Annotated in this window: 23 protein-coding genes; 9 read left to right on the plus strand and 14 right to left on the minus strand. The window is 73.1% G+C overall.

Translation table 11 applies throughout. The annotated features are described in order from the left end of the window. Positions 1-1,492, plus strand: a 1,492-nt coding sequence (locus DW297_RS00760) for a mannitol dehydrogenase family protein (protein WP_342589016.1), incomplete at its 5' end; no start/stop codon positions are given. A 17-nt stretch (positions 1,493-1,509) separates the two neighbouring features. Here DW297_RS00760 and DW297_RS00765 read toward each other — a convergent pair. Both DW297_RS00765 and DW297_RS00770 read right to left on the minus strand, forming a co-directional pair. Beyond that, positions 1,510-2,493: a LacI family DNA-binding transcriptional regulator gene (locus tag DW297_RS00765; RefSeq protein WP_136028621.1), complete on the minus strand. Its 984-nt coding sequence runs from the start codon at positions 2,491-2,493 to the stop codon at positions 1,510-1,512. 69 nt (positions 2,494-2,562) lie between these two features. After that, positions 2,563-3,471, minus strand: coding sequence for a tagatose-bisphosphate aldolase (locus DW297_RS00770; RefSeq protein ID WP_136028602.1), 909 nt, complete (start codon positions 3,469-3,471; stop codon positions 2,563-2,565). Positions 3,472-3,555: 84 nt separating this feature from the next. Between DW297_RS00770 and DW297_RS19080 the strand changes: the two genes are divergently transcribed. Further along, positions 3,556-4,770 carry an HAD-IA family hydrolase gene (locus DW297_RS19080; RefSeq protein WP_136028603.1) on the plus strand — a complete coding sequence of 405 codons (1,215 nt, stop codon included), beginning with the start codon at positions 3,556-3,558 and terminating at the stop codon, positions 4,768-4,770. 18 nt (positions 4,771-4,788) lie between these two features. Here DW297_RS19080 and DW297_RS00780 read toward each other — a convergent pair whose 3' ends face one another. The 12 genes from DW297_RS00780 to DW297_RS00835 all read right to left on the minus strand — a co-directional run bounded on the left by DW297_RS00780 (position 4,789) and on the right by DW297_RS00835 (position 17,241). Continuing rightward, a complete protein-coding gene (locus tag DW297_RS00780) occupies positions 4,789-5,802 on the minus strand; it encodes a 1-phosphofructokinase family hexose kinase (RefSeq protein WP_136028604.1) in 1,014 nt (337 codons plus the stop codon). Positions 5,803-5,818: 16 nt separating this feature from the next. Continuing rightward, positions 5,819-6,553 (minus strand): SDR family oxidoreductase, encoded by a 735-nt coding sequence (locus tag DW297_RS00785; RefSeq protein ID WP_136028605.1) that lies wholly within the window; start codon positions 6,551-6,553, stop codon positions 5,819-5,821. Continuing rightward, a complete protein-coding gene (locus tag DW297_RS00790) occupies positions 6,550-7,305 on the minus strand; it encodes a class II aldolase/adducin family protein (protein WP_136028606.1) in 756 nt (251 codons plus the stop codon). Before DW297_RS00790 ends, DW297_RS00785 begins: the two co-directional genes overlap by 4 nt. Further along, entirely contained in the window at positions 7,302-8,777 is a 1,476-nt protein-coding gene (locus tag DW297_RS00795) for a rhamnulokinase (protein WP_136028607.1), read from the minus strand. The genes DW297_RS00790 and DW297_RS00795 overlap by 4 nt, the downstream gene beginning before the upstream one ends. A 1-nt stretch (position 8,778) precedes the next feature. Next, positions 8,779-9,546, minus strand: coding sequence for an SDR family oxidoreductase (locus DW297_RS00800; RefSeq protein ID WP_136028608.1), 768 nt, complete (start codon positions 9,544-9,546; stop codon positions 8,779-8,781). A 59-nt stretch (positions 9,547-9,605) separates the two neighbouring features. Next, on the minus strand, positions 9,606-10,604 hold the full coding sequence (locus tag DW297_RS00805) for an ABC transporter substrate-binding protein (RefSeq protein WP_136028622.1): 999 nt from the start codon (positions 10,602-10,604) through the stop codon (positions 9,606-9,608). 51 nt (positions 10,605-10,655) lie between these two features. After that, positions 10,656-11,738, minus strand: a complete 1,083-nt coding sequence (locus tag DW297_RS00810) for an ABC transporter permease (protein ID WP_136028609.1) — start codon at positions 11,736-11,738, stop codon at positions 10,656-10,658. Beyond that, on the minus strand, positions 11,735-12,580 hold the full coding sequence (locus DW297_RS00815; RefSeq protein ID WP_136028610.1) for an ATP-binding cassette domain-containing protein: 846 nt from the start codon (positions 12,578-12,580) through the stop codon (positions 11,735-11,737). Before DW297_RS00815 ends, DW297_RS00810 begins: the two co-directional genes overlap by 4 nt. Before the next feature lie 3 nt (positions 12,581-12,583). After that, the gene (locus DW297_RS00820; RefSeq protein WP_136028611.1) at positions 12,584-13,993 is read right to left on the minus strand and encodes an FGGY-family carbohydrate kinase; all 1,410 of its coding nucleotides are present in this window, start codon (positions 13,991-13,993) and stop codon (positions 12,584-12,586) included. Continuing rightward, positions 13,990-15,036, minus strand: coding sequence for a class I mannose-6-phosphate isomerase (locus tag DW297_RS00825; protein WP_136028612.1), 1,047 nt, complete (start codon positions 15,034-15,036; stop codon positions 13,990-13,992). Before DW297_RS00825 ends, DW297_RS00820 begins: the two co-directional genes overlap by 4 nt. Then, on the minus strand, positions 15,033-16,109 hold the full coding sequence (locus DW297_RS00830) for a LacI family DNA-binding transcriptional regulator (RefSeq protein ID WP_206251804.1): 1,077 nt from the start codon (positions 16,107-16,109) through the stop codon (positions 15,033-15,035). Before DW297_RS00830 ends, DW297_RS00825 begins: the two co-directional genes overlap by 4 nt. Before the next feature lie 124 nt (positions 16,110-16,233). Continuing rightward, positions 16,234-17,241, minus strand: coding sequence for an aldose 1-epimerase family protein (locus DW297_RS00835; RefSeq protein ID WP_136028614.1), 1,008 nt, complete (start codon positions 17,239-17,241; stop codon positions 16,234-16,236). 152 nt (positions 17,242-17,393) lie between these two features. Between DW297_RS00835 and DW297_RS00840 the strand changes: the two genes are divergently transcribed. From DW297_RS00840 to DW297_RS00870, 7 genes are all read left to right on the plus strand, one after another. Continuing rightward, positions 17,394-18,233, plus strand: coding sequence for a class I fructose-bisphosphate aldolase (locus DW297_RS00840; RefSeq protein WP_136028615.1), 840 nt, complete (start codon positions 17,394-17,396; stop codon positions 18,231-18,233). After that, entirely contained in the window at positions 18,230-19,384 is a 1,155-nt protein-coding gene (locus tag DW297_RS00845; RefSeq protein ID WP_136028616.1) for a Gfo/Idh/MocA family protein, read from the plus strand. Before DW297_RS00840 ends, DW297_RS00845 begins: the two co-directional genes overlap by 4 nt. A 31-nt stretch (positions 19,385-19,415) precedes the next feature. Beyond that, the gene (locus tag DW297_RS00850; protein WP_240744478.1) at positions 19,416-20,444 is read left to right on the plus strand and encodes a LacI family DNA-binding transcriptional regulator; all 1,029 of its coding nucleotides are present in this window, start codon (positions 19,416-19,418) and stop codon (positions 20,442-20,444) included. 9 nt (positions 20,445-20,453) lie between these two features. Then, entirely contained in the window at positions 20,454-21,215 is a 762-nt protein-coding gene (locus DW297_RS00855; RefSeq protein WP_136028617.1) for a DeoR/GlpR family DNA-binding transcription regulator, read from the plus strand. An 84-nt stretch (positions 21,216-21,299) separates the two neighbouring features. Next, positions 21,300-23,336: a bifunctional aldolase/short-chain dehydrogenase gene (locus DW297_RS00860; protein WP_136028618.1), complete on the plus strand. Its 2,037-nt coding sequence runs from the start codon at positions 21,300-21,302 to the stop codon at positions 23,334-23,336. 13 nt (positions 23,337-23,349) lie between these two features. Next, positions 23,350-24,759, plus strand: coding sequence for a rhamnulokinase (locus DW297_RS00865; RefSeq protein WP_136028619.1), 1,410 nt, complete (start codon positions 23,350-23,352; stop codon positions 24,757-24,759). A 199-nt stretch (positions 24,760-24,958) separates the two neighbouring features. Beyond that, the coding region (locus DW297_RS00870; protein ID WP_240744479.1) for an Ig-like domain-containing protein at positions 24,959-26,280 on the plus strand (1,322 nt) is incomplete at its 3' end.

Consider the following 26,280-nt stretch of genomic DNA (forward strand, 5'->3'; position numbering starts at 1 on the left):
CCCGGTCGCCCCGATCGCCCTCGCGGCCGGGACGCTGCAGCGGCTGCCCGCCGCCGTCGCCCGTCCCGCCTACGACCGGGCCCGCGTGCGACCCGGCATCGTGCACCTCGGCGTCGGCAACTTCCACCGCGCGCACGAGGCCATGTTCGTCGACCGGCTCCTGGCCGCGGGAGACGCGGACTGGGGCATCTCCGGCGTCGGCCTGCTGCCCCACGACGCCGCCATGCGCGACGCCCTCGCCGCGCAGGACGGGCTGTACACGCTCGTGACCGTGACGCCCGACGGCACGGAGTCGGCCCGCGTGATCGGTGCGCTCACGGAGTATCTCTTCGCGCCCGACGACCCCGAGGCCGTCCAGGCGCGCCTGAGCGACCCCGCCACGCGCATCGTCTCGCTCACGATCACCGAGGGCGGCTACGGGATCGACGAGCGCACCGGCGCCTTCGTGCCGCAGGACGCCGGGACCCTCGCCGACCTCGACGACGCCGCGCACGGGCGCGGTACCCCGCCCCGGAGCGCTCTCGGACACCTCGCCGCCGCCCTCGCCCGCCGCCGCGCGGCCGGGATCGCGCCGTTCACCGTCCTGTCGTGCGACAACATCCCCGGCAACGGCGGCGTCGCCCGCACGGCTCTCAGCGGCTTCGCCGACCGGCTCGACCCGGAACTCGGGGCCTGGATCCACACGAACGTGGCGTTCCCCCATTCGATGGTCGACCGCATCACCCCGGTGACCACCGACGAGACCCGCGCGCTCGTCCGGGAGCGCTTCGGCGTGGACGACCGGTGGCCGGTGCGCTCCGAGGACTTCGTGCAGTGGGTGCTCGAGGACCGTTTCCCGCTCGGCCGCCCGGCGTTCGACACGGTCGGCGTGCAGCTCGTCGACGACGTCGAGCCGTACGAGCTCATGAAGCTCCGGCTGCTGAACGCCTCACACCAGGCGATGAGCTACCTCGGCATCCTCGCCGGGGCGACCATGGTGCACGAGGTGTGCGCGGACCCGCTCTTCCGCACCTTCCTGCGCGGGTACATGCAGCAGGAGGCCGTTCCCACCCTGCGTCCCGTACCGGGCATCGACCTCGACGCGTACGGGGAGCAGCTGCTCGCCCGGTTCGGCAGCACGGCCGTGCGCGACACCCTCGCCCGGCAGGTCGTGGACGGCTCCGACCGCATCCCCACCTTCCTGCTCCCGGTCGTGCGGGAGCGGCTCGCCACGGGCGGCTCGATCGCGCACGCCGTGCTCGTGCTCGCGGCCTGGAGCGTCTTCCTCGAGGGTGTCGCGGAAGACGGGACGCCGACCCCGGTGTCCGACCGCCGGCTCGCCCTGCTGCGCGCGGCGGTGGCCGCCGAGGCCGCGGAACCCGGCGCGTTCCTGGACTGCACGGAGGTCTTCGGCGATCTGGGGCGCGACGCGCGGCTGCGGGCGGAGTTCGTCGCCGCGCGCGCCTCGCTCCGCACGCTCGGGGCCCGCGCGAGCATCGCCGCCCTGGGCTGACCCGCGGGTCGAGGGGCTCAGACCGGGGCGGCCCCGGTGCGGCACGACTCGCGCTCGACCAGGTCGACGTCGATCACAGCGACCGCCGGCCCTGCGGGCTCCGCACCGCCGAGCCGGTCGAAGATGCGCTCCGCGGCGAGCGTGCCCAGGCGATACGGGTCCTGGTCGATCACGGTGAGCGCCGGCGTCAGAACGTCGGCCATCGGGAAGTCGCCGAAGCCGACGATCGCGAGGGGCTCGTCGCGCAGCGCCGCGGCGAGCGCCATCGAGCACCGCGCGTTGGCCGAGAAGAGGGCGGTGGGCGGGTCGTCGAGGGCCCGCAGTTGCGCCACCGCCTGCCGTGCCGCCTCCCGATCCGAGACGCCGGATCGCACCAGCTCCGCGTCGGCCGCGATCCCCGCCTCCGCGAGCCCGCGTCGCCAGCCCTCCAGCCGGTTCGCCTCGGTGGACAGGTGCACGGCGTCGCCGACGTAGGCGATCCGCCGGTGCCCGTGGCCGATCAGGTGCTGCACCGCCGCCACGGCCCCGCGCTCGTCGGCCTCGACGAACGTGTCGGCGTCGAGGCCGACGGGCGCCCGGTCGACGAACACGATCGGCGTGTGCTCGCGCCACCGCTCCAACCAGGAGTGGTCGACCCCGACCGGGGCGATCACCAGTCCCGACAGCTGCCGGCCGAGCATCGACTCGATCGCCGGACGCTCCCCCTCCGGGTCGGACCCCAGACTCGTGACGAGCGTGGACAGTCCGCGCCCGCGCGCGACGTCTTCGATGGCGCGGGCGATCGAGGCGAAGAACGGGTCGACGATGTCGGGCACCGCGACGCCGATGACCGAGGTCCGCCCGGCGCGGAAGGTGGTGGCCAGCACGTTGGGGACGTAGTTGAGCTCGCGCATGGCCTGCTCGACCAGGGCCCTGGTGTGCGGCAGCACGTGCGGGTCGTCGTTGAACACGCGCGAGACCGTCTTGGTGCTCACGCCCGCGCGCGCGGCGACGTCACGCATGGTCGTCACAGGTACCTCCTCGCCCCCGGGGCGGGGCAGCCTCCGGCCACCCTACCGGCCGCGCCGCGCTCAGCCGCGCCCGTCGACGGCGGCGGCCAGCTCGCGCAGTCGCGGCAGCGCGCGGGTCGTCAGCAGTTCCTCGCGGCGGGCGGCGTCGTACGAGAGGCTGTCCTTCCACAGCGAGCGTCCGGCCATCGCTCCCGCCGCCCCGTTCGCGACCGCCGTGGTGACCTGACCGATGAAGGTCTCGTGGTCGACCCCGGCCGACAGCACCGCCCACGGCACCCCCTGGGCCGCCTCGGTCACCGCGGCGCTGGCCTCGGCGGATCCCGGGTACTGCAGCTTGAGGATCTTCGCACCGGCCGCGACGGCGAGCGCGGCCCCCTCCGCGACGAGCGCCGGGAAGGCGTCCGCGTACTCCTCCTCGGTCTCGTCGTCGAGGCGGTAGGTGAGCAGCTCGACGATCAGCAGGAGTCCCTCCGCCTCGCACTCGGCGATGAGCGCGCGCATCTCGTCGGCGACGCGGGAGTCGCGCCCCTGCCGGTCGGGCCGCGTGTAGTAGAGCATCTTGGCGACCCCGCCGCCGAGCTCGCGCACCGTGCGCGGGGTGACGCCGGGCACGAAGCGGGTGTAGCGCAAACCGTCGACGGTCTCGAAGCCGGACGCGTCGAGGCCCACCACGAGGGCGGTGTCGCGGTCGAGCACGCCGTCGTCGACGACGGCCGGCAGGGCGACCTCGGGGTCGAGCAGGATGGCCGGCGCGTGCACGGCCAGGTGGCGCACGAGGTCGGCCTTCACCGCCGACAGCTCTTCGCGGGTGATGGCGTCGGGGCCGCCCGGTGCGTCGGGGATGGCGGCCTTCATGCCGTTGCGCTGGTCGGCGGCGACGATGAGCATGCCGCCGTCGGGGGTGGAGAGGGACTGCAGGGCACGGCGTTCGAGCGTCGTGAGCGGGTTGGCGACGGTGCGGGTGAGCATGGGTTCCTCTTCTCGTGGGCAGAAACCGATGATCCGCGGAAAATCAACCATGACACCGGTGTCTTTCTCTTCTATGGTGGGGGTATGACCGAGACCTGTCAACCGTCGGACGCCCACGTGGTCGTCGTGGCCGGGGTCGCGGGAAGCGGCAAGACCACCCTCGGCCGCGCCCTCGCCGCCGAGCTCGGCGTCCCGCTCCTCGACCTCGACGCCGTCACGACCCCCCTCCTCGACGCGCTCCCGCCCGAGCTCTGGAACGGCCACTGGCTGCGCGGGCCGCATGCCGCCGCCGTACGCGAGGGTCGCTACGCTGCGCTGCGGGCCGTGGCCGCCGACGCCGTCGCCACCGCGGGCGGAGCCGTGCTCGTGGCGCCCTTCACGCGCGAGCTGCAGGGCGGAGCGGCGTGGGAGCTGCTCCGCGCCGCGGTGGCTCCGGCGACCCCGCACGTGATCCACCTCACGGGCGACCCCGAGCTGCTCGCCGCGCGGCGGGCCGAACGGGCTGCCCCGCGAGACCTCCACCGCGCCGACGAGACCCCGCCTCCCCCGGCGATCCCAGTGACCCGCATCGACGCCGACCTGTCGACCGCGCAGCAGCTCGCGCGCGTGCGCGTCGTCGTCGGGCCGCGTCCGTCGCTCGACCCCGACGCCGTGGTCTTCCGCCGGACGTTCGACGCGGTGCTGTTCGACCTCGACGGCACCCTCGTCGACTCCACCGCCTCGGTCATCCGGTCGTGGCGCCGCTTCGCCGCCCACTACGGCGTCTCGGCCGAGGCCCTGCACGAGAACCACGGGCAGCCCGCCCGCGTGCTCGTGTCGAGGCTGCTCGCCCCCGCGCAGCACACCGAGGGCCTCGACCGCATCCTCGACCTGGAGCTCTCCGACGCGGTCGACCTGCCGAGCGTGCCGGGAGCGCGGGCCCTCTACGACGCGGTCCCCGCGCACCGGCGCGCCATCGTCACCTCGGGAGCCGCACCCCTCGCCGCCGCACGACTGGCGGCCGCCGGGTTCGCGGCACCGGGGGTGTTCGTCACCGCCGACGACGTCACCCGCGGCAAGCCCGACCCCGAGCCGTTCCGCACCGCGGCGACCCGCCTGGGAGTGGACCCCGCGCGCTGCCTCGTGGTGGAGGACGCAGCCGCGGGGATCGCGGCCGCCCGGACCGCCGGCTGCACGGTGCTCGCGGTCACCGGCACGGTCGACGCCGAGGCGCTGCCCGCCGACCTGGTCGTGGACGGCCTCGACCGCGTCGCGCTCACCGCCGACGCTGACGGCCTGCACCTGCGCCCGCTCGGCTGACGGGCGCCCGGGGCGGGGTCAGACCGCCGGTTCGGTCAACCGCGTCGCCGGGTCGGGCTCGTCCGTGACGACCGCGCGCGGCGCCGCCTCCACCGCGTCGAGCAGCGTGGTCGGACGGCTCACGGCGAGCGCCCCCCAGGAGGCCGCGGTCGACGCCGCCGTCGTCAGCGCCGCCCGTCCCCCGGACGCGCCGCCGAGACCGTGCAGGAAGCCGGCGAGAGAGGCATCGCCCGCGCCGGCCGTGTTCACGACGGCCGGAGCGACCGCCCGCGCGTGGATCACCGCCGCGTCCGTCACGACCAGCACGCCGTCGGCACCCATGCTCGTGTACACCGTGGCGACACCGCGGGCGACCAGCTCGCGCGCGGCCGCCGTCACCTCGCCGATCGTGCGCAGCGGACGCCCCACGAGCTCGGCGAGCTCGTGCGTGTTCGGCTTCAGCAGCGCCACCTCCGCCGGGTCGGCCACCAGCTCCGCGAGCGCGGCGCCGCTGGTGTCCACGGCCACGCGCACCCCGGCGCCGCGCACCGCGCGTACGACGTCGGCGATCCGGGCCTCGGCACCGGTCACCTCCGGGAGCGTGCCCGACACCACCAGCCACGAGGCGGCGAGCGCGCGGCACGCCCCTACCACGGCGGACCGCGTCTCCTCCCAGGCCGCCGGTGTGAGCGGCGGCGTCGGCGCGTTGACCTTCGTGGTGGCACCGCCCGCATCGATGATCGACGTGTTGACCCGGGTGGCCCCCGGCACGGTCACGATCCGCAGCACGTCGGCCAGCGGCGACTGCGCCGCGAACGCTACGTCGTCCGCCCCGAGCACCACCACGGCCGCGGTGGTGACGCCGGCCGCCCGCAGCGCAGCCGACACGTTCACGCCCTTGCCGCTGACCTCCCGCTCCCAGCCGGACGCGCGCACGAAGGCTCCACGCTCGAGCGGGACGGGCAGCCGGTACGTGGCGTCGATCGCCCCGGCCGCGGTCAGCGTCACGACGGGTCCTGCTGTCCCCTCCGGCAGCGCACGCGCCTCGGTCACGGCTGGTCCCCCTCGTTCAGATCGGCTGCCCGGTCGGCAGCAGCACCAGGTCGCGCACGACCACGTGCGGCGGCCTCGTCAGCATGAACAGCATCGCATCCGCCACGTCCGACGACCGGATGCCCGTGCCCTCGGCGATGCGCTCCGCCTCCTCGGGCGAGCCGTGCGCGAAGCCCCACAGCGGGTTGAGCACGACCCCGGGCGCGATCGCCCCGATGCGCACCCCGCTGTCGGCGTACTGACGACGCACCGTGTGCACGAACGACTGCACGGCGTGCTTGCTGGCGGAGTACACCGGCTCCCACTCGATGTCCTGGTGCCCCGACACCGAGCTCGTGACGAGGATGTCGCCGCTGCCCTGCGCCAGCAGCGGGGGAAGCGCCGCGCGCACCAGCGCCATCACACCGGTGACGTTGGTGGCCACCACCGCTGCGATCTGAGCGACCGTCGCATCGGCGAGATCGCCGCCGAGATAGATCCCCGCGTTGGGCAGCACGATGTCGAGGCGGCCGTGGCGGCGCAGGGTCTCGGCCACGACGTCCTCGGCGCTCTGCGGCTCCGACACATCGGCGGCGATCGTCGTGACCCGCTCCGGATGCTCCGCGGCGAGCGCCGCGAGCCGCTGCTCGTCGCGCGCCACGGCGACCACGTGGCAGCCGGCTGCCGCGAGCGCCTGCGCGGTCGCCAGCCCGATGCCCGAGCTCGCCCCGGTCAGCAGCGCCACCCGGTCCTTCACCGACACACCGCTCATCGTTCCCCTCCTTCTGCGAGCAGCGCCCGCCGGTAGATCTCATCGGGCCGGGTGTCGATGCGCCGCACCTCGTCGGCCGGCATGAACCGCACCCCGCCCAGCGTCTCGGCACCGATGATCGCCCGCGCGCACTTCTGCGCCATCGCGGTCATCCCGATGACCTGGTCGGCCGTCGCGCCGGTCGCGAACATCCCATGGTTCTGCAGGTACACGGTGACGGGCGGTGAGCCGTGGGCGTCGATGTGCGCCGCGAGCCGCGCCCGCACCTCCCGCGCGAGGGCGAGACCCGGATCGATGTAGGGCACCAGCAGCGGGGTCGCTCCGAGCACCACGATCTGGTCGGGGAACAGCGCACCCTCCACCAGCAGCTCGGGTCTCTGCGAGCACAGCACGGCGTTCACCGCGGTCGGATGCGCGTGGGCGATCACCCGCGCCGGCGTCTGGTCGTAGAGCACCACGTGCAGCAGCGCCTCGACCGAGGGCCGTCGTCTTTCCGCCTCCGCGACCCGGTCGAAGTAGCGGTCGACATCGGTGCCCGTCGCGCGCTCGTCGTCGATGAGCTCGCGCGCCTCGGCGAGCACCAGCGGTACGAAGTCCTCCGGGCGGGCGGCTCCGAGCACGGCGCCCGAGGCCTTGACCAGCATCGTGTCGCCCTCGCGCATCGAGGTGTTGCCCTCGCCGAGGACGGCCGCGTCGAGGGCGGGGTCGCCGAGGCGGCGGCTGAGGGCGGCGAGCAGCTCACGCGAGGTCATGCAGGGGCTCCGATCGGGTGGGGGGCGGGGTGGTGGACGCGCGGCGGGCCGTCGCCGTCGTCGACCGGGAGGGCCCGGGCGGTCGCGGTGTCGGGCAGGTCGCCGGCGGCGAGCGCGACCTGCAGCAGCACACCGCGGACGGATGCCTCGACGGGCCCGGCGATGACGGGAAGCCCGCTGCGGGCGGCGGTGCGGGCGCACAGCAGGGCGTTGCGCGCGCCGCCGCCGACGATGCGGATGCGCTCCAGGGTGCGTCCGCTCCGGCGGGCGGCGAGCGCGACGGTGTCGGCGTAGGCGACGGCGAGGCTGTCCACGATGGCGCGGACGAGGTCGGCCCTGGTGGACGGCGGCTCGGCCCCGCCCTCGACGCACGCCCGCACCAACCGCGCGACCAGGTCGTCCGGGGCCTGCAGCGCGGGGTCGGCGGGATCGAAGAGACCGGGGTACGACGACCGGGCCGCCGCGTCGAGCAGCGCGGTGAGCATGTCGAGCGACGGCTCGGCCTCGCCGTCGGCGGCTGCCCACTCGCGCAGCGTCTGCTGCAGCAGCCACATGCCGCTGAGGTTCTTCACCAGCAGGGTGTCGCCCCCGGCGCCGATCTCCTGCGTGAAGCCGTCGCGGCGGGCGCGGTCGTCGCGCAGCAGCGCGGGCAGGGCCACCCCGGCCACCCCCCAGCTCCCGCTGGAGACGACACCGGTCCCCTCGTCGTCGGCGGCGGTCACGGCCATGAATGCGGCGGCGGTGTCGTGCGCCGTCACCGCGAAGACGGGCACGGGGTGCGCGGCGCCGATCGCCGCGGTGACCCGGGCGGTGGTGGGCCCGGCCGACGATCCCGTCGGCACCACGGGAGGGAGCCGGGCGGGAAGACCCGCGGCGAGCGCGGCCGACCAGTCCCCGGTCGCCCGGTCGAGCAGCGCGGTGGTCGAGGCGAGCGAGGGCTCGGCCCCCACCCGCCCGGTGAGCAGGTGCACGACGATGTCGGCGGTCAGCAGGATCGTGTCGTCGGGGTCGCCGATGCCCGCGGACTGGTCCTGCCGCAGCTGATGGGCCGTGTTGATGGCCTGGTCGAGCACCCCGGTGACGACGTAGTCGGCGGCGAGGTCGCGGCCGGCGGAGGTGCGGGCCGCGAGGTCCGGGTCGGCAGCGCGGTGGTGCCGCACGAACGGACGCAGGGTGCCGTCGACGGTGAGCCGGGCGTAGTCCACGCCCCACGCGTCCACGCCGATGCCGCGCAGCTCCGCTCCCTCCTCCGCGGCGATCGCGACGCCCGCGCGGAGTCCGGCGAGCACGCCGTCGAAGAGCGCAGGCACGTCCCACCCGAGCCCCTCGGCGCGCGGCACCGGGGTGTTGGGGAACCGGGCGGCCTCCCGAACCGCCATCCGGGGCCCGTCCGGCGCGTCGGGGCGCAGCAGGCCGACCATGACGCGCAGGCTCGACGAGCCCAGGTCGACGGCGAGGTAGGCGGCCGTCATGTCAGATCGCGGTGTAGCCGCCGTCGATCACCAGCGTCTGCCCGGTGAGGTACGACGAGGCCGACGAGGCGAGCAGCAGGAGCAGGCCGTCGAGGTCGGCGGGCACGCCCATGCGGCCGGCCGGGATCATCGACACCCAGTCGGCGGCCAGCTCGGGGTTGGCCTCGGTGAACTGGCGGGTCATATCGGAGAGGATGTAGCCGGGCGCGATGGCGTTGACCCGGATCGCGGGCGCCCACTCCACGGCGAGCGACTTCGCCAGCTGGTCGACGGCGGCCTTCGACGCGTTGTACGACGCCTGATGCTGGGGCACGTTGACCACCCGGCCCGACATCGACGAGATGAGGATCGCGGACCCCTCGCGGCCCTCCGCCCGCAGCGGTCGGGCGAAGGCCTGCGTGCAGTAGAACGTGCCGCTGAGGTTCACGTCGACGACCTTCGCCCACGTGCCGGGATCGACCTCGGTCGAGTCGCCCCAGATGGTGATGCCGGCCGCGGTCACCAGCAGGTCGGCGACGCCGAGCTCCTCGCGCACGGCCGCGAAGGCGCGCTCGACCGAGTCGGCATCGGTGACGTCGACCAGGGCGGCGGCGGTGCGGGCTCCGGTCTCGGATGCCAGCCGCGCGGCGGACTCCTCGACCTCGGGCAGCAGGTCCAGCAGCGCCACGCGCACACCGGCGCGGGCGAGGGCGGTGGCGAGCGAGTAGCCGATGCCGCGGGCGCCTCCGGTGACGACGGCGACCTTTCCGGCGAGATCAGGGAAGCTCATGGGGTCCTCTCGGGGGTGACTCCGGCGACCGGGGGATCCCCCGGTCGCCGGAGGGGGTGTCAGCAGGTCGACTTGTAGACGGCGTCGGCGCCGTCGGTGTCGATGTTCTCCTTGGTGATGACCGTGAACCCGGTCTGGATCTTCTCCTCGGTGGCGTCTCCCTCGAGGGCGGCGAGCGCCTGGGCGACGCCGTCCTTGCCGATGGTGGCCGGCTCCTGGGCGACGAGCGCCTGGACGACGTCGTTGCGGAGCGCCTCGACCTGCGCGGGTCCGGCGTCGAAGCCGACCACGGTCACCTCGCCCTGCTTGCCGGCCTGCTGGATGCCGGTCGCGGTGCCCTCGGCGGCGAACAGGTTGGCGGCGAAGATGCCGACGATGTCCGGGTTGGCCTGCAGCGCGGCGGTCACGATGCGGGCGGCCTCCGCAGGCTCGTTGTGCGAGTACTCGATGCCCAGCGACTCGAACTTCGAGTCCTCGGCGACGGCCTTCTCGAAGCCCTCGCCGCGCGCGTCGGAGGTGGAGATGCCGGGGTCGATCGAGACCACGAGCACCTTGCCGCCCTCGGGGTGCGCCTTCTGGATGGCCTCGAACGCCGCGGCGCCACCGCCCTCGTTGTCCGACGCGATCTGCGAGACCGCCATCGACGGGTCCTCCAGGGTGGTGTCGACCAGCACGACCTTGATGCCGGCGTCGGCTGCGGCCTGGATGGGCGCCTGCATCGCGGTCACGTCGGTCGGGGCGATGAGCAGCGCGTCGGGCTTGGAGGCGACGAGTGCGTCGACGATCGGCTTCTGCAGCGTCGGGTCGAACTTCTCCGGGCCCTGCACCTGCACCGTCGCTCCGGCCTCCTTGGCCGCCTCTTCGATGCCGCACTGCATGGAGATGTAGAACTCGTCTCCGGCCACGCCCTGCACGAACGCGATGTTGTAGCCGTCGTCGCCGCCGCCGGATCCGCCGTCGCCGCCCGCGTCTCCGCCCCCGCCTGCGCAACCGGCGAGGATGAGCGTCGCGGACGCGCCGAGTGCGGCGATGCTGATCGCTTTCCTGTTCCACTTCATTGTGATCACCGTTCTTCTCTTGACTGTGTGTGGATGGTGGTGGGCCGGGCGTCAGGTACGCCGGCCCCCGCTGACGAACTTGCGCCAGAGGCTCTGGGAGTTGCCGCGCATGGCGGCCGAGCGGCGGACCTGGTCGACGTAGACGGCGGTGATGAGCACCGCGCCGACGGCGACCTGCTGCCAGAACGGCGGCACGCCGGTGATGACGAAGCCGTTCTGCAGCACCGCGGGGATGAACAGGCCCACGACGGTGCCGACGATGGTGCCGACGCCGCCGAAGAGGCTCGTGCCGCCGATGACGACCGCGGCGATCACGTTGAGGTTGGTCTGCGACTGCCCGGCGATCGCGGTGGTAGAGAACTGCGACAGCGAGAGGATGCCCGCGACGCCGGCGAGACCGCCGGAGAGGGTGTAGATCGCGATGAGGTGGCGGTCCACCTTCACGCCCACCCGTCGCGCGGCGAGCTCGCTCGATCCGACCGCGTAGGTGTGCAGGCCGAAGCGGGTGAAGTGCAGCACCACTCCGCCGATCACGATGATCACGAGGGCGATGACCGAGATGGTGGGGATCGTGCCGAGCACGTTGCCGTAGCCGATGGTGGTGGTCAGCACGGCGGGCACCTCACGGATGTCGACGCCGCCGGTGAGGATCTGCGCGAGGCCGAGCGACATGCCCAGCGTGCCGAGCGTGACGATCAGCGGCGGGATCTTCGCCTTGGCGATGAGGAACCCGTTGAGCAGTCCCCAGCCGATGCCGCAGGCGATCGCGACGAGGATGCCGACCACGGCCGTGCCCCAGCCCGCCCCGCCGATGGCGCGCATGACCATGGCCGAGACGACGCCGGAGAACACCAGCACCGAGCCGATCGAGAGGTCGATGCCGGCCGTGATGATCACGTACGTCATGCCGACCGCGAGCACGGCGAGGATCGAGGCGTTCTGGATGATCAGCCGGAAGTTCGACCACTGCGCGAACGTGTCGGGTGCCAGCAGGCTGAACACGACGACGATCGCGATCAGCACGAGCAGGATCTGGAAGGCCTGGGCGCGGAGCAGGTTGCGGAAGTAGCCGTTCTTCGGCTCCTCGAGGGTGCCGATCGCCACGGTCTCCGTGGGGGGCTTCGTCGTGCTCATCGGTTCGGCTCCTTGTCAGCGGCGGAGGTCTCGGCGACGTCGCCTTCGGGGGCGACGTCGGCCACGGGCGGGGCGGCGTCGCGGGTCACGGCGCCGGTCATGAGGCCGACGAGCTCCTCCATGGAGGTGTCGGCGGCGGGGATGTTGGCGACGCGCGTGCCCAGGCGCAGCACCTGGATGCGGTCGGAGACCTCCATGACGTGCGGCATGGAGTGCGAGATGAACACCACGGCGATGCCCTTGTCGCGCACCCGGCGGATGGTCTCGAGCACGTTCTGCGTCTGCCGCACGCCCAGCGCCGCGGTGGGCTCGTCGAGGAACACCACGCGCGAAGCCCAGTGCACGGCGCGGGCGATGGCGATGGCCTGCCGCTGGCCGCCCGACATCTCCCCCACCGGCGAGGTGAGCGAGCGCACGGTGGCGCCCAGCTCGTCGAAGGCGGCCCGCGACTGCGCGCGCATCTCCTTGGTCTTCATGAAGCCGAGGGCGCCGGCGACGCCGGTCTGGCGCAGCTCGCGGCCGAGGTACATGTTCTGCACCGGGTCGAGGTGGGGCGCGAGTGCGAGGTCCTGGTAGACGGTCTCGACACCGAGCGCGCTCACCGCGGACGGCGTGGACATGTCGGCCTCTTCGCCGTCGAACAGGATCGTGCCGGAGTCGACGGCGAGGTTGCCCGAGAGCGCCTTGACGAGCGTCGACTTGCCGGCGCCGTTGTCGCCGATGAGGGCCGTCACCTCCCCCGGATACACCTCGAAGTCGACGTCGTTCAGCGCGCGCACGTGGCCGAACTGGCGCGAGAGTCCGCGCGCCTGGAGAACCGGAACCGTAGAACTGAGCGACATGGGTCAGCTCCTTCCCTTGCTGTTGTCGTGATCGGAGTGGCCGGAGCGGAACGCCGCGGCCACGCTCTCGAAGTCGGTGCGGGTGCTCGCGGCGAACGCGGCGAACAGCGCGGCGCCGTAGGCGGTGGCCTCGTCGTGCGTGGCGACCGTGACATCGGGCAGCACGAGTCGGCGCGCGCGGACGACGCTCGCCATGCTCGACCAGCCCCCGGTCAGCACGGTCGAGGTGGGCGGCGCGACCTCGCGGTCCATGACCTCCATGAGCTCGGCGCACATGTCGTTGCCGTGCAGCAGCGTCGCGGTGAACAGTTCCGCCGGGTCGAGGCCGTCGCCGTTCGCGACGATCTTCAGCTCGCCGTCGTCGTTGCGGGCACCACTGACCGCGAGGGCCCCGTCGGCGAGGGTGCCGGTGACGGGCAGCGCCATCACGGCTTCATCGATCCGCGCCCGGCCCGCGGCGTCGGCGATGCCCAGCAGCTGCAGCACGCGCCGCATGAGCAGACCGGACTTCGTGCCGGCGAGCAGCACGTATTTGCCCGGCAGCACATGACGCACGGTGTTGATGCCGGCGAGGGCGAGCCGTTCGCGCGCGTCGAACGGCAGCGGGCCGTCGAGCACCCGCACCAGCGCCTCGGCCGTGCCCATCGAGTCGTACAGCTGTCCGCTGTGGACGGCGCCCACCGCGACGGCGGAGACGAGGTGGTCGTGGCCGGCGACGGTGAGCACGGCGCCGCGGAAGCCGTCGGGCATGGCGTCGTCCGAGAGGATGCCCACGGCGCTGCCCGCGCCGACGCGCTCCGCGAGCAGGTCGTCGCCCACGCCGAGCACCTCGAAGGCGGCGTCCCACGGCGTGCTGTCGTCCTGGTCGAGCAGCCCGGTGCGCGACGCCAGGGAGTACTCGGCGACGCGGGGGCCGCCGAGGGCGTGCACCACCAGCTCCGGCACGGTGAGGAAGGTGCGTCCGCGCAGGTCCACCCCGGACTCGCGCAGGTGCAGGATCTTGGCGATGGAGGCCAGCGGGCCCACCGGCAGTCCGGTCCGTCCGAGGAACTCCGCGCGGAAGGCGTCGGGGGTGGCGAGGATCTCGGCGGCACCGCGCGGGTCGAACCAGGCCATGACGGGCGCCGCGGGCTCTCCGGCGGTATCCAGCAGCACGCCGGCCTCGGCCATGCCCGACACCCCGAGCGCGAGCACGCGGTAGGGGCCGTGCACGCGCAGCAGGACGTCGGCCTCGTGGGCGAGCTCGCGGACGGTGTCGACGGCGACCGCGGCGGGCATCTCGGCGCGGCCGTGCTCACGGCTCGTCCACGGCGACCGGCGGCTCGCGACGAGCACCTGGCGTCCGTCGGTGTCGGCGACGAGGAGCTTGATGCTGGTCGATCCCATGTCGACCCCGACGACGTAGCCGTTCATCGGATCCCGGTCCCGGTGAGCGTGGTCGGCCATCCCGCGCCCGGCTCGGCGACGAGCACGCGTGCGTCACCCGCGAGGTGCCAGGCGCCGAAGGCGTGCGGCACGGCGAACGCCTGGCCGTGCGAGACGGCGATCCGGCCGGACGCGCCGACCAGCTCGCCCTCCCCCTCCTGCACCAGCACGACGCCGAAGCCGGCAGGGCGCTCGGTCGAGACGTCCCCGGAGACGGCCGCGTCCCAGAGGCGGAAGAAGGGGTCGGCGGCGGCGGGCAGGAGCGAGCGGAAGCGCGGGCCGGCGGGCGTCGTGCCCGCGTCGCTGATCAGTGCGGCGAGCTGCTCGGGGGCGAGGCGGTCGGCCGAGACGGCGGGCATCACGGCGTCGAAGCCGAGGTCCAGGTGCGACTCCTCGCGGGTCGAGGTGGTGACCGACCACTCCAGCAGGATGGAGAAGTCGGTGGGCTCCTGCACCTCGGCGACGAAGATGCCGCCGTCGATGGCGTGCGCGGTGCCGGCGGGCACGAGGATGCCCATGCCCTCGCGCACGACGACGCGGTTCATGTGCGCGAGCATCCACTCGCTGTCCTGGGCGTCGCGGCGGCAGTCCAGCTCGGCCCGGTCGAGGTCGGTGTTCCAGCCGAGGTGCACGGCGCTGTCGGCCTCGGTGTCGAGCACGAACCACGCCTCCGTCTTGCCGTACGGGCAGTCCAGGTGGCTCGTGGCGAACGCCCGGTCGGGGTGCACGTGCACGGGGAGGCGCTGGCGGGCGTCGAGCAGCTTGACCAGCAGTCCCACGTCGCCCGCGTCGGCTCCGCTCCCCGGGCCGGTCCAGGCCGCGGGGTCGGCGGTCACGAGGTCGCGCAGCAGTGCACCGTCGGCGGTGACGGCGAGACCGGTGTCCGGCGTGCCGAACCGCGACACCGTCGCGCCCAGCCACTCCTCGGGCTGGTGGTCGGTCTCCGGCTCGATCCCGCGCAGCGCCGCGATGCGGTCGCCGCCGCGGTAGAAGTGCTGGACGGGGTTGGGCGGCAGCAGGACCGGGTTCATCGCAGGTCTCCGATCGGGCGGGCGGATGCGTCGCGCTCGGGGGCCATCTCGCCCGAGCCGCGGGCGATGAGACGAGTGGGGACGACGATGTGCTCCGGCTCGGCCTGGGGGTCGGCGCCGAGCTGCATCAGCCGCCGGAACGTCGCCTCGCCGATCAGCCGGGGGTCCTGGTCGACGCAGGTGATGCCGGGGGTGAACACGTCGGCGAACTGGAAGTCGCCGAACGAGATCAGCGCGGGCATCGGCACGCGGTCGGCACTGAGCACGTGGATGGTCGCGATGGCGGCGGGGCTGGTGGCGCAGAAGAGGGCCGTCGGCGCGTCGGGGCGGGCGAGCAGCTCGCTGATCGACCGCTCTTCGCGGTGGCGGCCCTGCGCGATGATCAGGCTCTCGTCCACCTCGACCCCGGCCTCGGCGTGGGCGTCGCGGTAGGCGCTCAGGCGCTCGAACACGGTGGGGTACGGGATCTCCTCGCCGATGAAGCCGATCCGGCGGTGCCCGCGGGAGAGGAAGCCGCGGACGGCTTCGAGCGTGGCGCCGTAGTCGTCGACGACGATCGAGTCGATGCCTTCGCGCGAACGGTCGACGCAGATCACCGGGAACCGCTGCCGCAGCGCCGCCAGCTCGGCGGACTCGATCGCGAAGGGCGAGATGATGAGCCCGCGCAGGCGGTCGCCGGTGAGACGTTCGAGCTGTTCGCGCTCCTGTGCGGCGTCGTGCACGGTGCTGGCGAAGAGCACGTTGAGGCCCTCGGCGACGGCGAGCTCCTCGACGGCGCTGACGAACGCGGCGAAGAACGGGTCGGAGATGGCGTCGATGAGGATGCCGATGGTGTCGGTGTCGCCGCGCTTGAGCGACCGGGCGCGACGGTCGGGCACGAAGCCGAGCTCGAGCACCGCGGCGGCGACGCGTTCGCGGGTCTCGGGAAGCACGCCGCTCTCGCCGTTGACGACGCGCGAGACGGTCTTGATGCTCACGCCGGCGAGCTGCGCCACGTCGGTGATGCGCGCCCGGCGGCGCCCGTCACGCTGGGTGCCCACCGTCGCGCTCGACTCGTCGCGCTCGTGCTCCATTGCCACCTCGACATCGTTGTCATCGTTGAATCCGCGGCCATCGCGAGTTCGATGGGAACATCATGCGACCGGGTCGACAACGTTGTCAAGCGCCGATTCGATCGCAGCCCACCGCTGCGAGCGGTCACCCGCCGGGCGTCACCTCGACGTCGACGCCCAGTTCGAGCACCCCGCCGGGCGCCAGCGGGCGCAGCAGTCCGCGAGCCCGCGCATCGGCCCGGCCGAGGATCGTCGGCACGGTCGCCGGCTCGATCCCCAGGACGACGTGGCCGCGCTCCTCGGCGACGCGCCACTGGAACAGCGCCGGCAGGCGTGCGGTGTCGACGGCGATGCGGACCGCCGCCCCGCGCGGGCTCTCGACGACGATGTCGACCCGCTCCCGAAGCGGCAGCTCGTGGCGGAACACCTGCTCGGGATACGACACCGCCGGGGCCGGGAACCGGTCCCACGAGCCGAGGCCCGCCCGCGCTTGCGCGTCCCGGGGCTCGACAGCGGTCGCCGGCGAGTGCAGCACGGTCCCCTCGTCGACCAGCGGCCAGCCGAGGTTGAGGTGGTAGAGCACCATGGGCTCCACGGCGGCCGCCCCGCGGTTGACCACGAGGTCCTGCACCCGGACCAGGCGCGACCCGATCGGCGTGCTGATGCGGCGCCGGAGTTCGAGGTGCACCCCGAAGACCTCGACCTCGCGGACCGTGCCCTCGACCACGACCTCGCGGTCGGTCACCTCGGTGCGCGTGACCTCGGCGCGCAGCGACGAGTATCGGCCGTGCAGCGGATGCGCCTCACCCTCGTCGACGGACGGCGCTCCGAAGCTGCGCAGTCCGCAGGTCGTCAGCAGCCCACCCCCGAACGACCGGAGCCAGCCGTCGTCGTCCGGCCCGGGGACGATCGGGGGGAATCCGGTCGCCGAGGTCCACGCGAAGGGCATGCCCGCGACCCGCAGCTGCCCCAGGTCGAGGCCGCGATCGGGCAGGACCTCGAGGTCGAGGTCGCCGTTGACGACCCGGATCCGGCGGCTCCCCGCATCCGGTCCGTCGGTCCGCAGCGACGACTCCACCGTCACGGCCTGCCCGCGGTGCCCGAGCCGTCGCCAGGCCTCGTCGATCGGCGCCCCGTACAGCTCCGCCACCATCTCCCGCCCTTCTCCCGCGCCGTCCTGGCGCGCGTGCGGCCACCGTAGCAGGCGCTCGTCCGGCCCGGATCCTCGCGATTGACAACGTTGTCTCGTCTCTGCATACTGATCGTGCGCATCGCCGCGCCACCCTCACGCAGAGAGCACCATCGATGACGAAGCCTCGCCTCCACCGCCTGTTCCACGCCCGCTCCGGTCGCGCCCTCGACGTGGCCGTCGACCACGGGGCCTTCCACGAGCACTCGTTCCTCACCGGCATCGAGGACATGGCCGCGACCGTCCGCACCCTCGTCGACGCGGGCCCGGATGCGATCCAGCTGACGCTCGGCCAGGCCCCGCTGCTGCAGTCCGTCCCCGGCAAGCAGAAGCCCGGCCTCGTGCTGCGCACCGACATCGCCAACGTCTACAACGACCCGCTGGAGTCGCCGCTGCACTCGATCCACGTGCCCGACGCGATCGAGGTGGCGGTGCGGCTCGACGCGGTCGCCGTGTGCGTGAACCTGCTCGACCTCCCCGGCCACCCCGAGGTGCGCGAGCAGTGCATCCGGTCGATCCTCGCGCTGCGCACCGACGCCGAGCGTTACGGCATGCCCCTGATGATCGAGCCGCTGGTGATGCAGACCCGGGCGGGCGCGGGGGGTTATGCGGTGGACGGCGACACCGCCAAGATCGTCACGCTCGTGCGGCAGGCCAGGGAGCTCGGGGCCGACCTCATCAAGGCTGATCCCACCGACGAGATCTCCGACTACCACCGCGTCATCCAGGCCGCCGGCGACACCCCGGTCCTGGTGCGCGGCGGCGGACGCGTCGACGATCGCACGCTCCTCGAGCGCACGGTCGCCGTCCTCGCGCAGGGTGCCCGCGGCATCGTGTACGGCCGCAACGTCATCCAGCACGACGACCCCCGGGGCATCACCGCAGCCCTGATGGCCGTGGTGCACGACGACGCCTCGGTCGACGACGCGCTCCGCCTGATCGGAGCGACGCGATGAGCGGGCGCCGCGTGAACGTCGGCATCATCGGCGGGGGTCTGATGGGCCGAGAGATCGCGGCGGCCCTGCGCCGCTGGCCCGCGCTCGTCGACCACCCCGCCGACCCGCAGCTCGTGGCGGTGTGCGACATCAACCCCGCGGCCCTGGAGTGGTTCGCCGGGATCGACACCGTGCGCCTCACCACCACCGACCACCATGAGCTGCTGGCAGACCCCGACATCGACGTGGTCTACATCGCCGTCCGCCACGACCTGCATGAGCAGCTCTACGTCGACACGATCCGGGCGGGCAAGGCCCTGCTGGCCGAGAAGCCCTTCGGCATCGACGGGGCCGCCGCCGACGCGATCCTCCGGGCGATCGACGAGACCCCCGGGTCGTTCGTACGGGTATCGAGTGAGATGCCGTACTTCCCCGGCGCCCAGTGGGCGGTCGACTACGTGCGCTCCGGGGCGCTCGGTCGCATCGTCGAGGCGCGCTGCGCGTTCCTGCACGCCAGCGACCTCGATACGGCGAAGCCGCTGAACTGGAAGCGCCAGCAGCGGTTCTGCGGCGAGGCCGGGGTGCTCAACGACCTCGGCATGCACACCTGGCACGTGCCGCTGCGCCTGGGCTGGATGCCCGAGACCGTCAGCGGCGTGCTGCAGGACATCGTCACCGAACGGCCGGGACCCGACGGCACCCCGCAGCCGTGCGACACCTGGGACAACGCTGTCCTGCACTCGTGGGCGACGCACGACGGGGCGGGGTTCCCGCTCACGACCGAGACCAAGCGGATCGCCCCCGGCGAGAAGAACACCTGGGAGTTCGAGGCGATCGGCATGGAGGGCGCCGTGCGCTTCAGCACCAAGAACCCCAAGGAGGTGCAGGTGTTCGCGCTGATCGACGTGCCGGGGGTCGGGCGCGAGCAGAGCTGGCAGCGCATCGACGCCGGCAGCCAGTCGGTGTGGCCCACGGTGACCGGGCCGAACTTCGAGTCGGGCTTCTCGGATGCGATCCTGCAGATGTGGGCGGCGTTCCTCGCCGAGCATCAGGGGCTCCTCGGCGACGGCTTCGGCACCGTGCGACCGGAGGAGGCGGCCGCGACGCATCGGATCTTCGCGGCGGCCATCGCCTCGCATCAGTCGGGCGCGGCCGTCGCGCCGCGCGGGTGAACGGCGCGCACGCTCCTATCGTGGAGAGGTGGTGAGCGGAGGGCGCACGATGCGCGGCAGCGGCAGGCCGACGATGAACGACGTGGCCGCCGCGGCGGGGGTCAGTCTGAAGACCGTCTCGCGCGTCATCAACGCGGAGCCCAACGTCGACCCCGCCCTGGCCGACCGCGTGCGCGAGGCCATCGACCGCCTCGGATACCACCGCAACGCCCTCGCGGCGAGCCTGCGCTCCGGCACCAACGACACCATCGGGTTCCTCGCCGCCGACCTCTCCAACTCCTTCTCGATGGGGATCGCCGCGGCCGTGTCGGCCGTCGCGTCACAGCGGGGTCTGCATGTCCTGATGGCCTCCAGCGAGGAGGATCCCGCCGTCGAGCGCCGCCTCGCCCTCGACCTCTGCCAGCGCCGGGTGGGCGGCCTGATCCTGGTCCCCGCCGCGACCGATCACGGCTACCTGGCGCCCGAGGTCGCCCACGGCACGCCGGTCGTGTTCCTCGACCGCCCGGGCGACGGCATCCCCGCCGACACCGTGCTGCTCGACAACCGCGGCGGTGCACGGGCGGCGGTCGCCGAACTGCTGGGCGGGCATGAGCGGATCGGGCTCCTGCTCGACGCGACGGAGATCTACACGATGCGCGAGCGGCTGGCCGGGGCCGAGGAGGCGTTCGCCGCCGCGGGCCGCGCGCTCGATCCGTCGCTCCTCGTCACGGGCATCCACACCCCGCAGGACGCCGCGGCTGCCACGGCGCGCCTCCTCGACGGCCCCCGCCCGCCGACGGCCCTGTTCTGCGGCAACAACCGCGCGACGGTCGGAGCCCTCGAAGAGCTCACGCGGCGTGATGCCGACGTCGCGGTGACCGGCTTCGACGACTTCGAGCTGTCGTGGATGCTGCCGCGGCCGCTGCGCGTGGTGGCCTACGACGTCGCCGCGCTGGGCGCCCTGGCCGCCACCACCCTGCTCGACCGCATCGCGGGGGACGCCGCCGCGCCACCCGCCCTGCACCGCGTGCCGACCACGCTCGTCGATCGCGGCGGTCGGCAGCGCACGCCCACCGGCTAGATTCCCGGTATGGCTCTTTCCGGAAACCTCGACGCTCAGCGCCGCCGCGACGAGCTGGTCGCGATGGCCGAAGGCCCCGAGGGCGTCTCGATCGACGGGGCAGCGGAGCTGTTCGCGGTGTCGTCGATGACGATCCGGCGCGACCTCCTCGAGCTCGAGGCCGAGGGGCGGGTGCGACGGGTGCGCGGCGGGGCGACCGCGGCTCCCCGCGCCCGACCCTTCGACGCCCGGCGCAGCATGCGGGCGAGCGCCAAGAGGGTGATCGCCGAGAAGGCGCTGCACCTGGTGCCGGCCGCCGGGACGGTGGCCCTCGACGCGTCGACGACGATCAGCACGCTCGCCGCGGTGCTCGGACCGCGCGACGCACTCGCCGTGTACACCAACGCCGTCGAGACCTTCCAGCTGCTGCAGCCGCGGGAGGGGGTGACCGCGGTGCTGTCGGGCGGCACCGCCGAGCCGACCACGGGCAGCCTGATCGGACCCCTCGCCCTCCGCAGCCTGCAGGCGGTGTACTTCGACGTGTTCTTCGCCTCGGCCGATGCCCTCGACGAGGTCGACGGCTCCTCCGAGGTGTCGGTGGAGGAGGCCGAGGTCAAGCGGGCGCTGGCCGCGCAGGCGAGCACCACGGTGCTCTGCGTCGATGCGACCAAGCTGGGTCGTCGGTCGGTCGCCCGCGCCCTCGAGCCCGCGCAGGTGGACGTGCTGATCACCGATCTCGATCCGGCGGATGAGCGCCTCGACCCCTTCCGGGGGATCGCCGAGGTGCGCTGACCCTTGGCGCTCGCGTCAGATCGTGTTATCTTTCACAGGACTTAACAGCGCTGCGGCGCTCCCCCGATGGTGCAGGAGATCGTCATGACCAACCCGACCGCCGCCGAGCTGATCGCGCGGAGCAACCGTCTGGGCGCAGACCCGAAGAACACCAACTACGCCGGGGGCAACACCTCGGCCAAGGGCACCGAGATCGATCCCGTCACCGGGCAGCCCGTCGAACTGCTGTGGGTCAAGGGCTCGGGCGGCGACCTGGGCACCCTCACCGAGAGCGGCCTCGCCGTGCTGCGCCTCGACCGGATGCGGGCGCTCGTCGACGTGTATCCCGGAATCGACCGCGAAGACGAGATGGTCGCCGCGTTCGACTACTGCCTGCACGGCAAGGGCGGGGCAGCCCCCTCGATCGACACGGCCATGCACGGACTCGTCGACGCGGCACACGTCGACCACCTGCACCCCGACTCGGGCATCGCGATCGCGACCGCCGCCGACGGCGAGGCCCTGACGACCGCGATCTTCGGTGACCGCGTGGTGTGGGTGCCGTGGCGGCGCCCTGGTTTCCAGCTCGGACTCGACATCGCCGCCATCAAGGCGGAGAACCCCGCCGCGATCGGCTGCATCCTCGGCGGGCACGGCATCACGGCGTGGGGCGACACCTCCGACGAGGCCGAGGCGAACTCCCTCTGGATCATCGACACCGCGGCGGCGTACCTCGCCGACCACGGCCGCGCCGAGCCGTTCGGTCCCGTCCGCCCGGGGTTCGAGGCGCTCCCCGAGGCCGACCGTCGCCGTCGGGCCGCGGCCCTCGCCGGCACCATCCGCGGCATCGCCTCGACCGACAAGCCGATGGTGGGGCACTTCACGGACGACGCCGTCGTGCTCGACTTCCTCGCAGCCGAGAAGGCGCCCGCCCTCGCGGCCCTGGGCACCAGCTGCCCCGATCACTTCCTGCGCACCAAGGTGAAGCCGCTGATCCTCGACCTGCCCCCCACGGCGACCGTCGACGAGCAGATCGCGCGTCTGCACGAGCTGCACACGCAGTACCGCGCCGACTACCGGGCCTACTACGACGCGCACGCCACCCCCGACTCCCCCGCCATCCGCGGCGCCGACCCGCTCATCGTGCTCGTGCCCGGCGTGGGCATGTTCTCCTACGGCGCGAACAAGCAGACCGCGCGCGTCGCCGGCGAGTTCTATGTCAACGCGATCAACGTCATGCGCGGCGCCGAGGCGGTGTCGAGCTACGCCCCGATCTCCGACGCCGAGAAGTTCCGCATCGAGTACTGGGCGCTGGAGGAGGCCAAGCTCCAGCGGCTGCCGAAGCCGAAGACCCACCAGGGTCGCATCGCGTTCGTCACCGGCGCCGCCTCCGGCATCGGCAAGGCGATCGCGACCCGATTGGCCGCCGAGGGCGCCTGCGTGGTCGTGGCCGATCTCGATCTCGAGAAGGCGCAGGCCGCGGCCGCCGAGCTCGGGAACACCGACGTCGCGATCGGCGTCGCCGCGAACGTGGCGGATGCCGAGGCCGTGCAGGCCGCGCTCGACGAGGCCCTGCTCGCGTTCGGCGGCGTCGACCTGGTCGTCAACAACGCGGGGCTCTCCCTGTCGAAGCCGCTGCTGGAGACGACCGAGAAGGACTGGGACCTGCAGCACGACGTCATGGCCAAGGGCTCGTTCCTGGTGTCGAAGGCCGCGGCCCGCGTGCTGATCGATCAGAAGCTCGGCGGCGACATCATCTACATCTCGTCGAAGAACTCCGTGTTCGCGGGCCCGAACAACATCGCCTATTCCGCGACCAAGGCCGACCAGGCCCACCAGGTGCGGCTGCTCGCGGTCGAGCTCGGCGAGCACGGCGTGCGGGTCAACGGCATCAACCCCGACGGCGTCGTGCGCGGCTCCGGCATCTTCGCGTCGGGCTGGGGCGCCAACCGTGCCGCCACGTACGGTGTCAAGGAAGAGGACCTCGGCCAGTTCTACGCCAACCGCACGATTCTCAAGCGCGAGGTCGTGCCGGAGAACGTCGCCGATGCCGTCTACGTGCTCACCGGACCGGAGCTGAGCCGCACCACCGGCCTGCACATCCCCGTCGACTCCGGCGTCGCCGCCGCGTTCCTGCGATGAGGGTCACCGGCCGATGAACGACACGAGGGTCAGGGCGGTGGCCGCGGTCGACCTGGGCGCGACCAGCGGCCGGGTCATGATCGGGCGCATCGGCCCCGGGGTGCTCGACCTGGAACCCGTCTCGCGGTTCCCGCACGGAGCGGTGGAGCGTGCCGACGGACTGCACTGGGACTTCGCCGCCCTGTACGAGCACGTGGTGGACGGGCTCGCCGAGGCCGTCCGCCGCGAGCCGTCCATCGAGAGCATCGGGATCGACTCCTGGGCGGTGGACTACGGGCTGCTGCGCGACGGCGAGCTGCTCGGGGAGCCGTTCCACTACCGCGACCGCCGCACCGCCCGTGGCGTGGCCGAGGTGCATGGCGAGGTGCCCTTCGCGGAGCTGTACGAGCGCAACGGCCTGCAGTTCCTGCCGTTTACGACGCTGTACCAGTTCCGTGCCGACCCGCGTCTCACGGAGGCGGACACGGCTCTACTCATCCCCGACCTCCTCGCGTACCTCCTCACGGGCCGGCGCGTGGCGGAGCGCACGAACGCCTCCACCACCGGCCTGCTCGGGGTGCGGTCGGGCGAATGGGACACCGAGCTCGCGGTCAGGGCGGGGATCCCGCCACGGCTCCTGCCCGAACTCGTCGACGCCGGCACGGTCGTCGGCACGCTGACCCCCGGGATCGCGGCACGCATCGGTGCGAGCCTGCCCGTGGTGGCGGTGGCCTCGCACGACACCGCGTCCGCCGTCGTCGCCGTTCCGCTGGAGTCGTCCTCATCCGCGTTCATCTCGTGCGGGACCTGGGGCCTGGTGGGCGTCGAGCTGCGCGCACCCGTGCTCACCGACGACGCGCGGGAGGCGAACTTCACGCACGAGCGCGGAGCCGACGGCCGGTATCGCTTCCTGCACAACGTCACGGGGCTCTGGCTGCTCAGTGAGACGGTGCGCGCGTGGGAGGCCGAAGACGGTGCACCGATCGCACTGCCGGAACTGCTGGCCGCGGCGTCGGCCGTCCCCGACCAGGTCCCGGTGTTCGACGCGAACGACCCGTCGCTGAGCGCGCCGGGGGACATGCCCGCCCGGATCGCCGCCCTGCTGCCGCAACCGGCGCCGTCGACGCGTGCGGCGTTCGTGCGCTCAATCATCGAGTCCATCGCCGCGGCGTTCGCCGAGGCGGTGCACACGGCCGCCGAGCTCTCCGGCCGCAGTCTCGACCGCATCCACCTGGTCGGGGGCGGCGCGCTCAACGACCTGCTCTGCCAGGCGACCGCCGACCGCTCGGGCCTCCCGGTCCTCGCGGGCCCGGTCGAGGCGACCGCCCTGGGGAACGTCCTGATCCAGGGCCGCGCACTCGGTGCGACCCTCGGCACGCTGGAAGACCTTCGCGCCCTCGTCGCCGCCACGCATCCCCCGAAGGTCTTCGCGCCCGTCGCCTGATCCGAACGGCGAAAAGGGGCGGTTCCTTTCCCGTCGGAGAGGAACCGCCCCTTGTTCGTCGCACCGCTGGTGCTTTCGCGCCTGCCGAGCTCGGCCCCTCCGCGAGCTCGACGGGCTCGACCCTCCCAGCCATAGGGTAACATGCTACGCGTTAGTGTCACCACTCGCCTCTCGGGGCAGCGCTCACGAAGGACAATCAATGACGAAGACCAGATACTCGCGCGCACTCGCCGCCACCGGCGCCTCCACCGCACTGCTCGCGTGCTCCCTCGCTGCGGCGTCGGCCGCCTCGGCGGCGACCATCGACGGAGCCATCACCAGCGCGGAGGTGGTGCAGAGCAGCGCCGACGCCGGGTCGGACGTGCAGATCGACCTCGCGTGGAGCGTCCCCGACGACTCCCGCGCGGGCGACACGTTCACGCTGCAGCTCCCACCCGAACTGCTCGCGCTCACCCAGGGGTTCGTCCTGACCGACACCGATGGCGCCGAGGTCGCGGAGGCGTCCCTCTCCCCCGAGGGGCTCGCGACCTTCACCCTCACCGACTACGTCACCACGCACCCGCTCTCCGTGCACGGCACGGCGCACTTCTGGGCCGAGTTCCAGACCACGCAGACCGGCACGACCGTGCCGATCACGTTCACGGGTGACGGGGGCGTCACGTTCGACGACGGCATCGAGGCCACGGGCGTTCCTGGCATCGACCGCACCGCCCCCAGCAAGGCCGGCGCCTGGACCGACCTCGCCGATCAGGGCACGACGCACCCGCAGGGCGCCCTCCAATGGACCGTGGCCTCACCCCGCGGCCCGTTCTCCTCTCTCGTGTTCGACGACCCGGCACAGCCCGGCCAAGAGGTCGATTGCACGTCGCCGATCCTCGTGCGGCACACCTCGACTGCGGATGCCGACGGCTTCCTCACCGATCTCGTGCCGGTGGACGCCGGCGACTACACGGTCGACTGCACCGCTCAGCAGCTCACGGTCACGATGGGCCGCGCCGTGGCCGACGGCGAGATCGTGCAGGTCAAGTTCCAGAACAGCGTGACCGACCCGTCGCTCGACGTGTACCGCAACACCCTGTCGGTCACGGCGGACGGCGAGTCCTGGAGCACGCCCGGATCGGTCCGTCGCCTGAGCGCCGGCGGCGAGGGCGCCGGCACCGGTGTGGGACAGCTGGCGATCACCAAGACGGTCGAGGGGGCCGGGACGCCGACGGGGCCGTTCGCCGTCGTCGTCGACTGCCAGTGGGCGGGGGAGTCGGCACCCGACTATCCGCGCACCCTGACCTTCACCGGTGCCGAGACGCAGACCCTCACGGCACCGGTCTCCAGCGTGTGCACCGCCACCGAGACGGAGAACGGCGGCGCGGCGAGCGTCGCCGTCGGCCCAGCGGCGACCGTCACGGATGAGGCCGCGGGTACGGCGGAGATCGTCGTCACCAACACCTTCCCGGCGGCCCCGCCGGTGGACCCGGCCGACCCCGGCACTCCGGCCGACCCCGGCGCCCCGGCCGACCCCGGCAC

This window comes from Microbacterium sp. PF5, assembly GCF_004794315.1.
In the GTDB taxonomy this organism is placed as follows: Bacteria; Actinomycetota; Actinomycetes; order Actinomycetales; family Microbacteriaceae; genus Microbacterium; species Microbacterium sufflavum.

Coding starts and splice junctions, on each gene's coding strand:
- DW297_RS00815 (WP_136028610.1), bottom strand. CDS start 12,580: ATGTCGCTCAGTTCTACGGTTCCGGTTCTCCAGGCGCGCGGACTCTCG.
- DW297_RS19080 (WP_136028603.1), top strand. CDS start 3,556: ATGACCGAGACCTGTCAACCGTCGGACGCCCACGTGGTCGTCGTGGCC.
- DW297_RS00855 (WP_136028617.1), top strand. CDS start 20,454: ATGGCTCTTTCCGGAAACCTCGACGCTCAGCGCCGCCGCGACGAGCTG.
- DW297_RS00820 (WP_136028611.1), bottom strand. CDS start 13,993: ATGAACGGCTACGTCGTCGGGGTCGACATGGGATCGACCAGCATCAAG.
- DW297_RS00770 (WP_136028602.1), bottom strand. CDS start 3,471: ATGCTCACCCGCACCGTCGCCAACCCGCTCACGACGCTCGAACGCCGT.
- DW297_RS00810 (WP_136028609.1), bottom strand. CDS start 11,738: ATGAGCACGACGAAGCCCCCCACGGAGACCGTGGCGATCGGCACCCTC.
- DW297_RS00800 (WP_136028608.1), bottom strand. CDS start 9,546: ATGAGCTTCCCTGATCTCGCCGGAAAGGTCGCCGTCGTCACCGGAGGC.
- DW297_RS00860 (WP_136028618.1), top strand. CDS start 21,300: ATGACCAACCCGACCGCCGCCGAGCTGATCGCGCGGAGCAACCGTCTG.
- DW297_RS00795 (WP_136028607.1), bottom strand. CDS start 8,777: ATGACGGCCGCCTACCTCGCCGTCGACCTGGGCTCGTCGAGCCTGCGC.
- DW297_RS00785 (WP_136028605.1), bottom strand. CDS start 6,553: ATGAGCGGTGTGTCGGTGAAGGACCGGGTGGCGCTGCTGACCGGGGCG.
- DW297_RS00845 (WP_136028616.1), top strand. CDS start 18,230: ATGAGCGGGCGCCGCGTGAACGTCGGCATCATCGGCGGGGGTCTGATG.
- DW297_RS00840 (WP_136028615.1), top strand. CDS start 17,394: ATGACGAAGCCTCGCCTCCACCGCCTGTTCCACGCCCGCTCCGGTCGC.
- DW297_RS00765 (WP_136028621.1), bottom strand. CDS start 2,493: ATGCGTGACGTCGCCGCGCGCGCGGGCGTGAGCACCAAGACGGTCTCG.
- DW297_RS00790 (WP_136028606.1), bottom strand. CDS start 7,305: ATGACCTCGCGTGAGCTGCTCGCCGCCCTCAGCCGCCGCCTCGGCGAC.
- DW297_RS00825 (WP_136028612.1), bottom strand. CDS start 15,036: ATGAACCCGGTCCTGCTGCCGCCCAACCCCGTCCAGCACTTCTACCGC.
- DW297_RS00805 (WP_136028622.1), bottom strand. CDS start 10,604: ATGAAGTGGAACAGGAAAGCGATCAGCATCGCCGCACTCGGCGCGTCC.
- DW297_RS00865 (WP_136028619.1), top strand. CDS start 23,350: ATGAACGACACGAGGGTCAGGGCGGTGGCCGCGGTCGACCTGGGCGCG.
- DW297_RS00835 (WP_136028614.1), bottom strand. CDS start 17,241: ATGGTGGCGGAGCTGTACGGGGCGCCGATCGACGAGGCCTGGCGACGG.
- DW297_RS00830 (WP_206251804.1), bottom strand. CDS start 16,109: ATGGAGCACGAGCGCGACGAGTCGAGCGCGACGGTGGGCACCCAGCGT.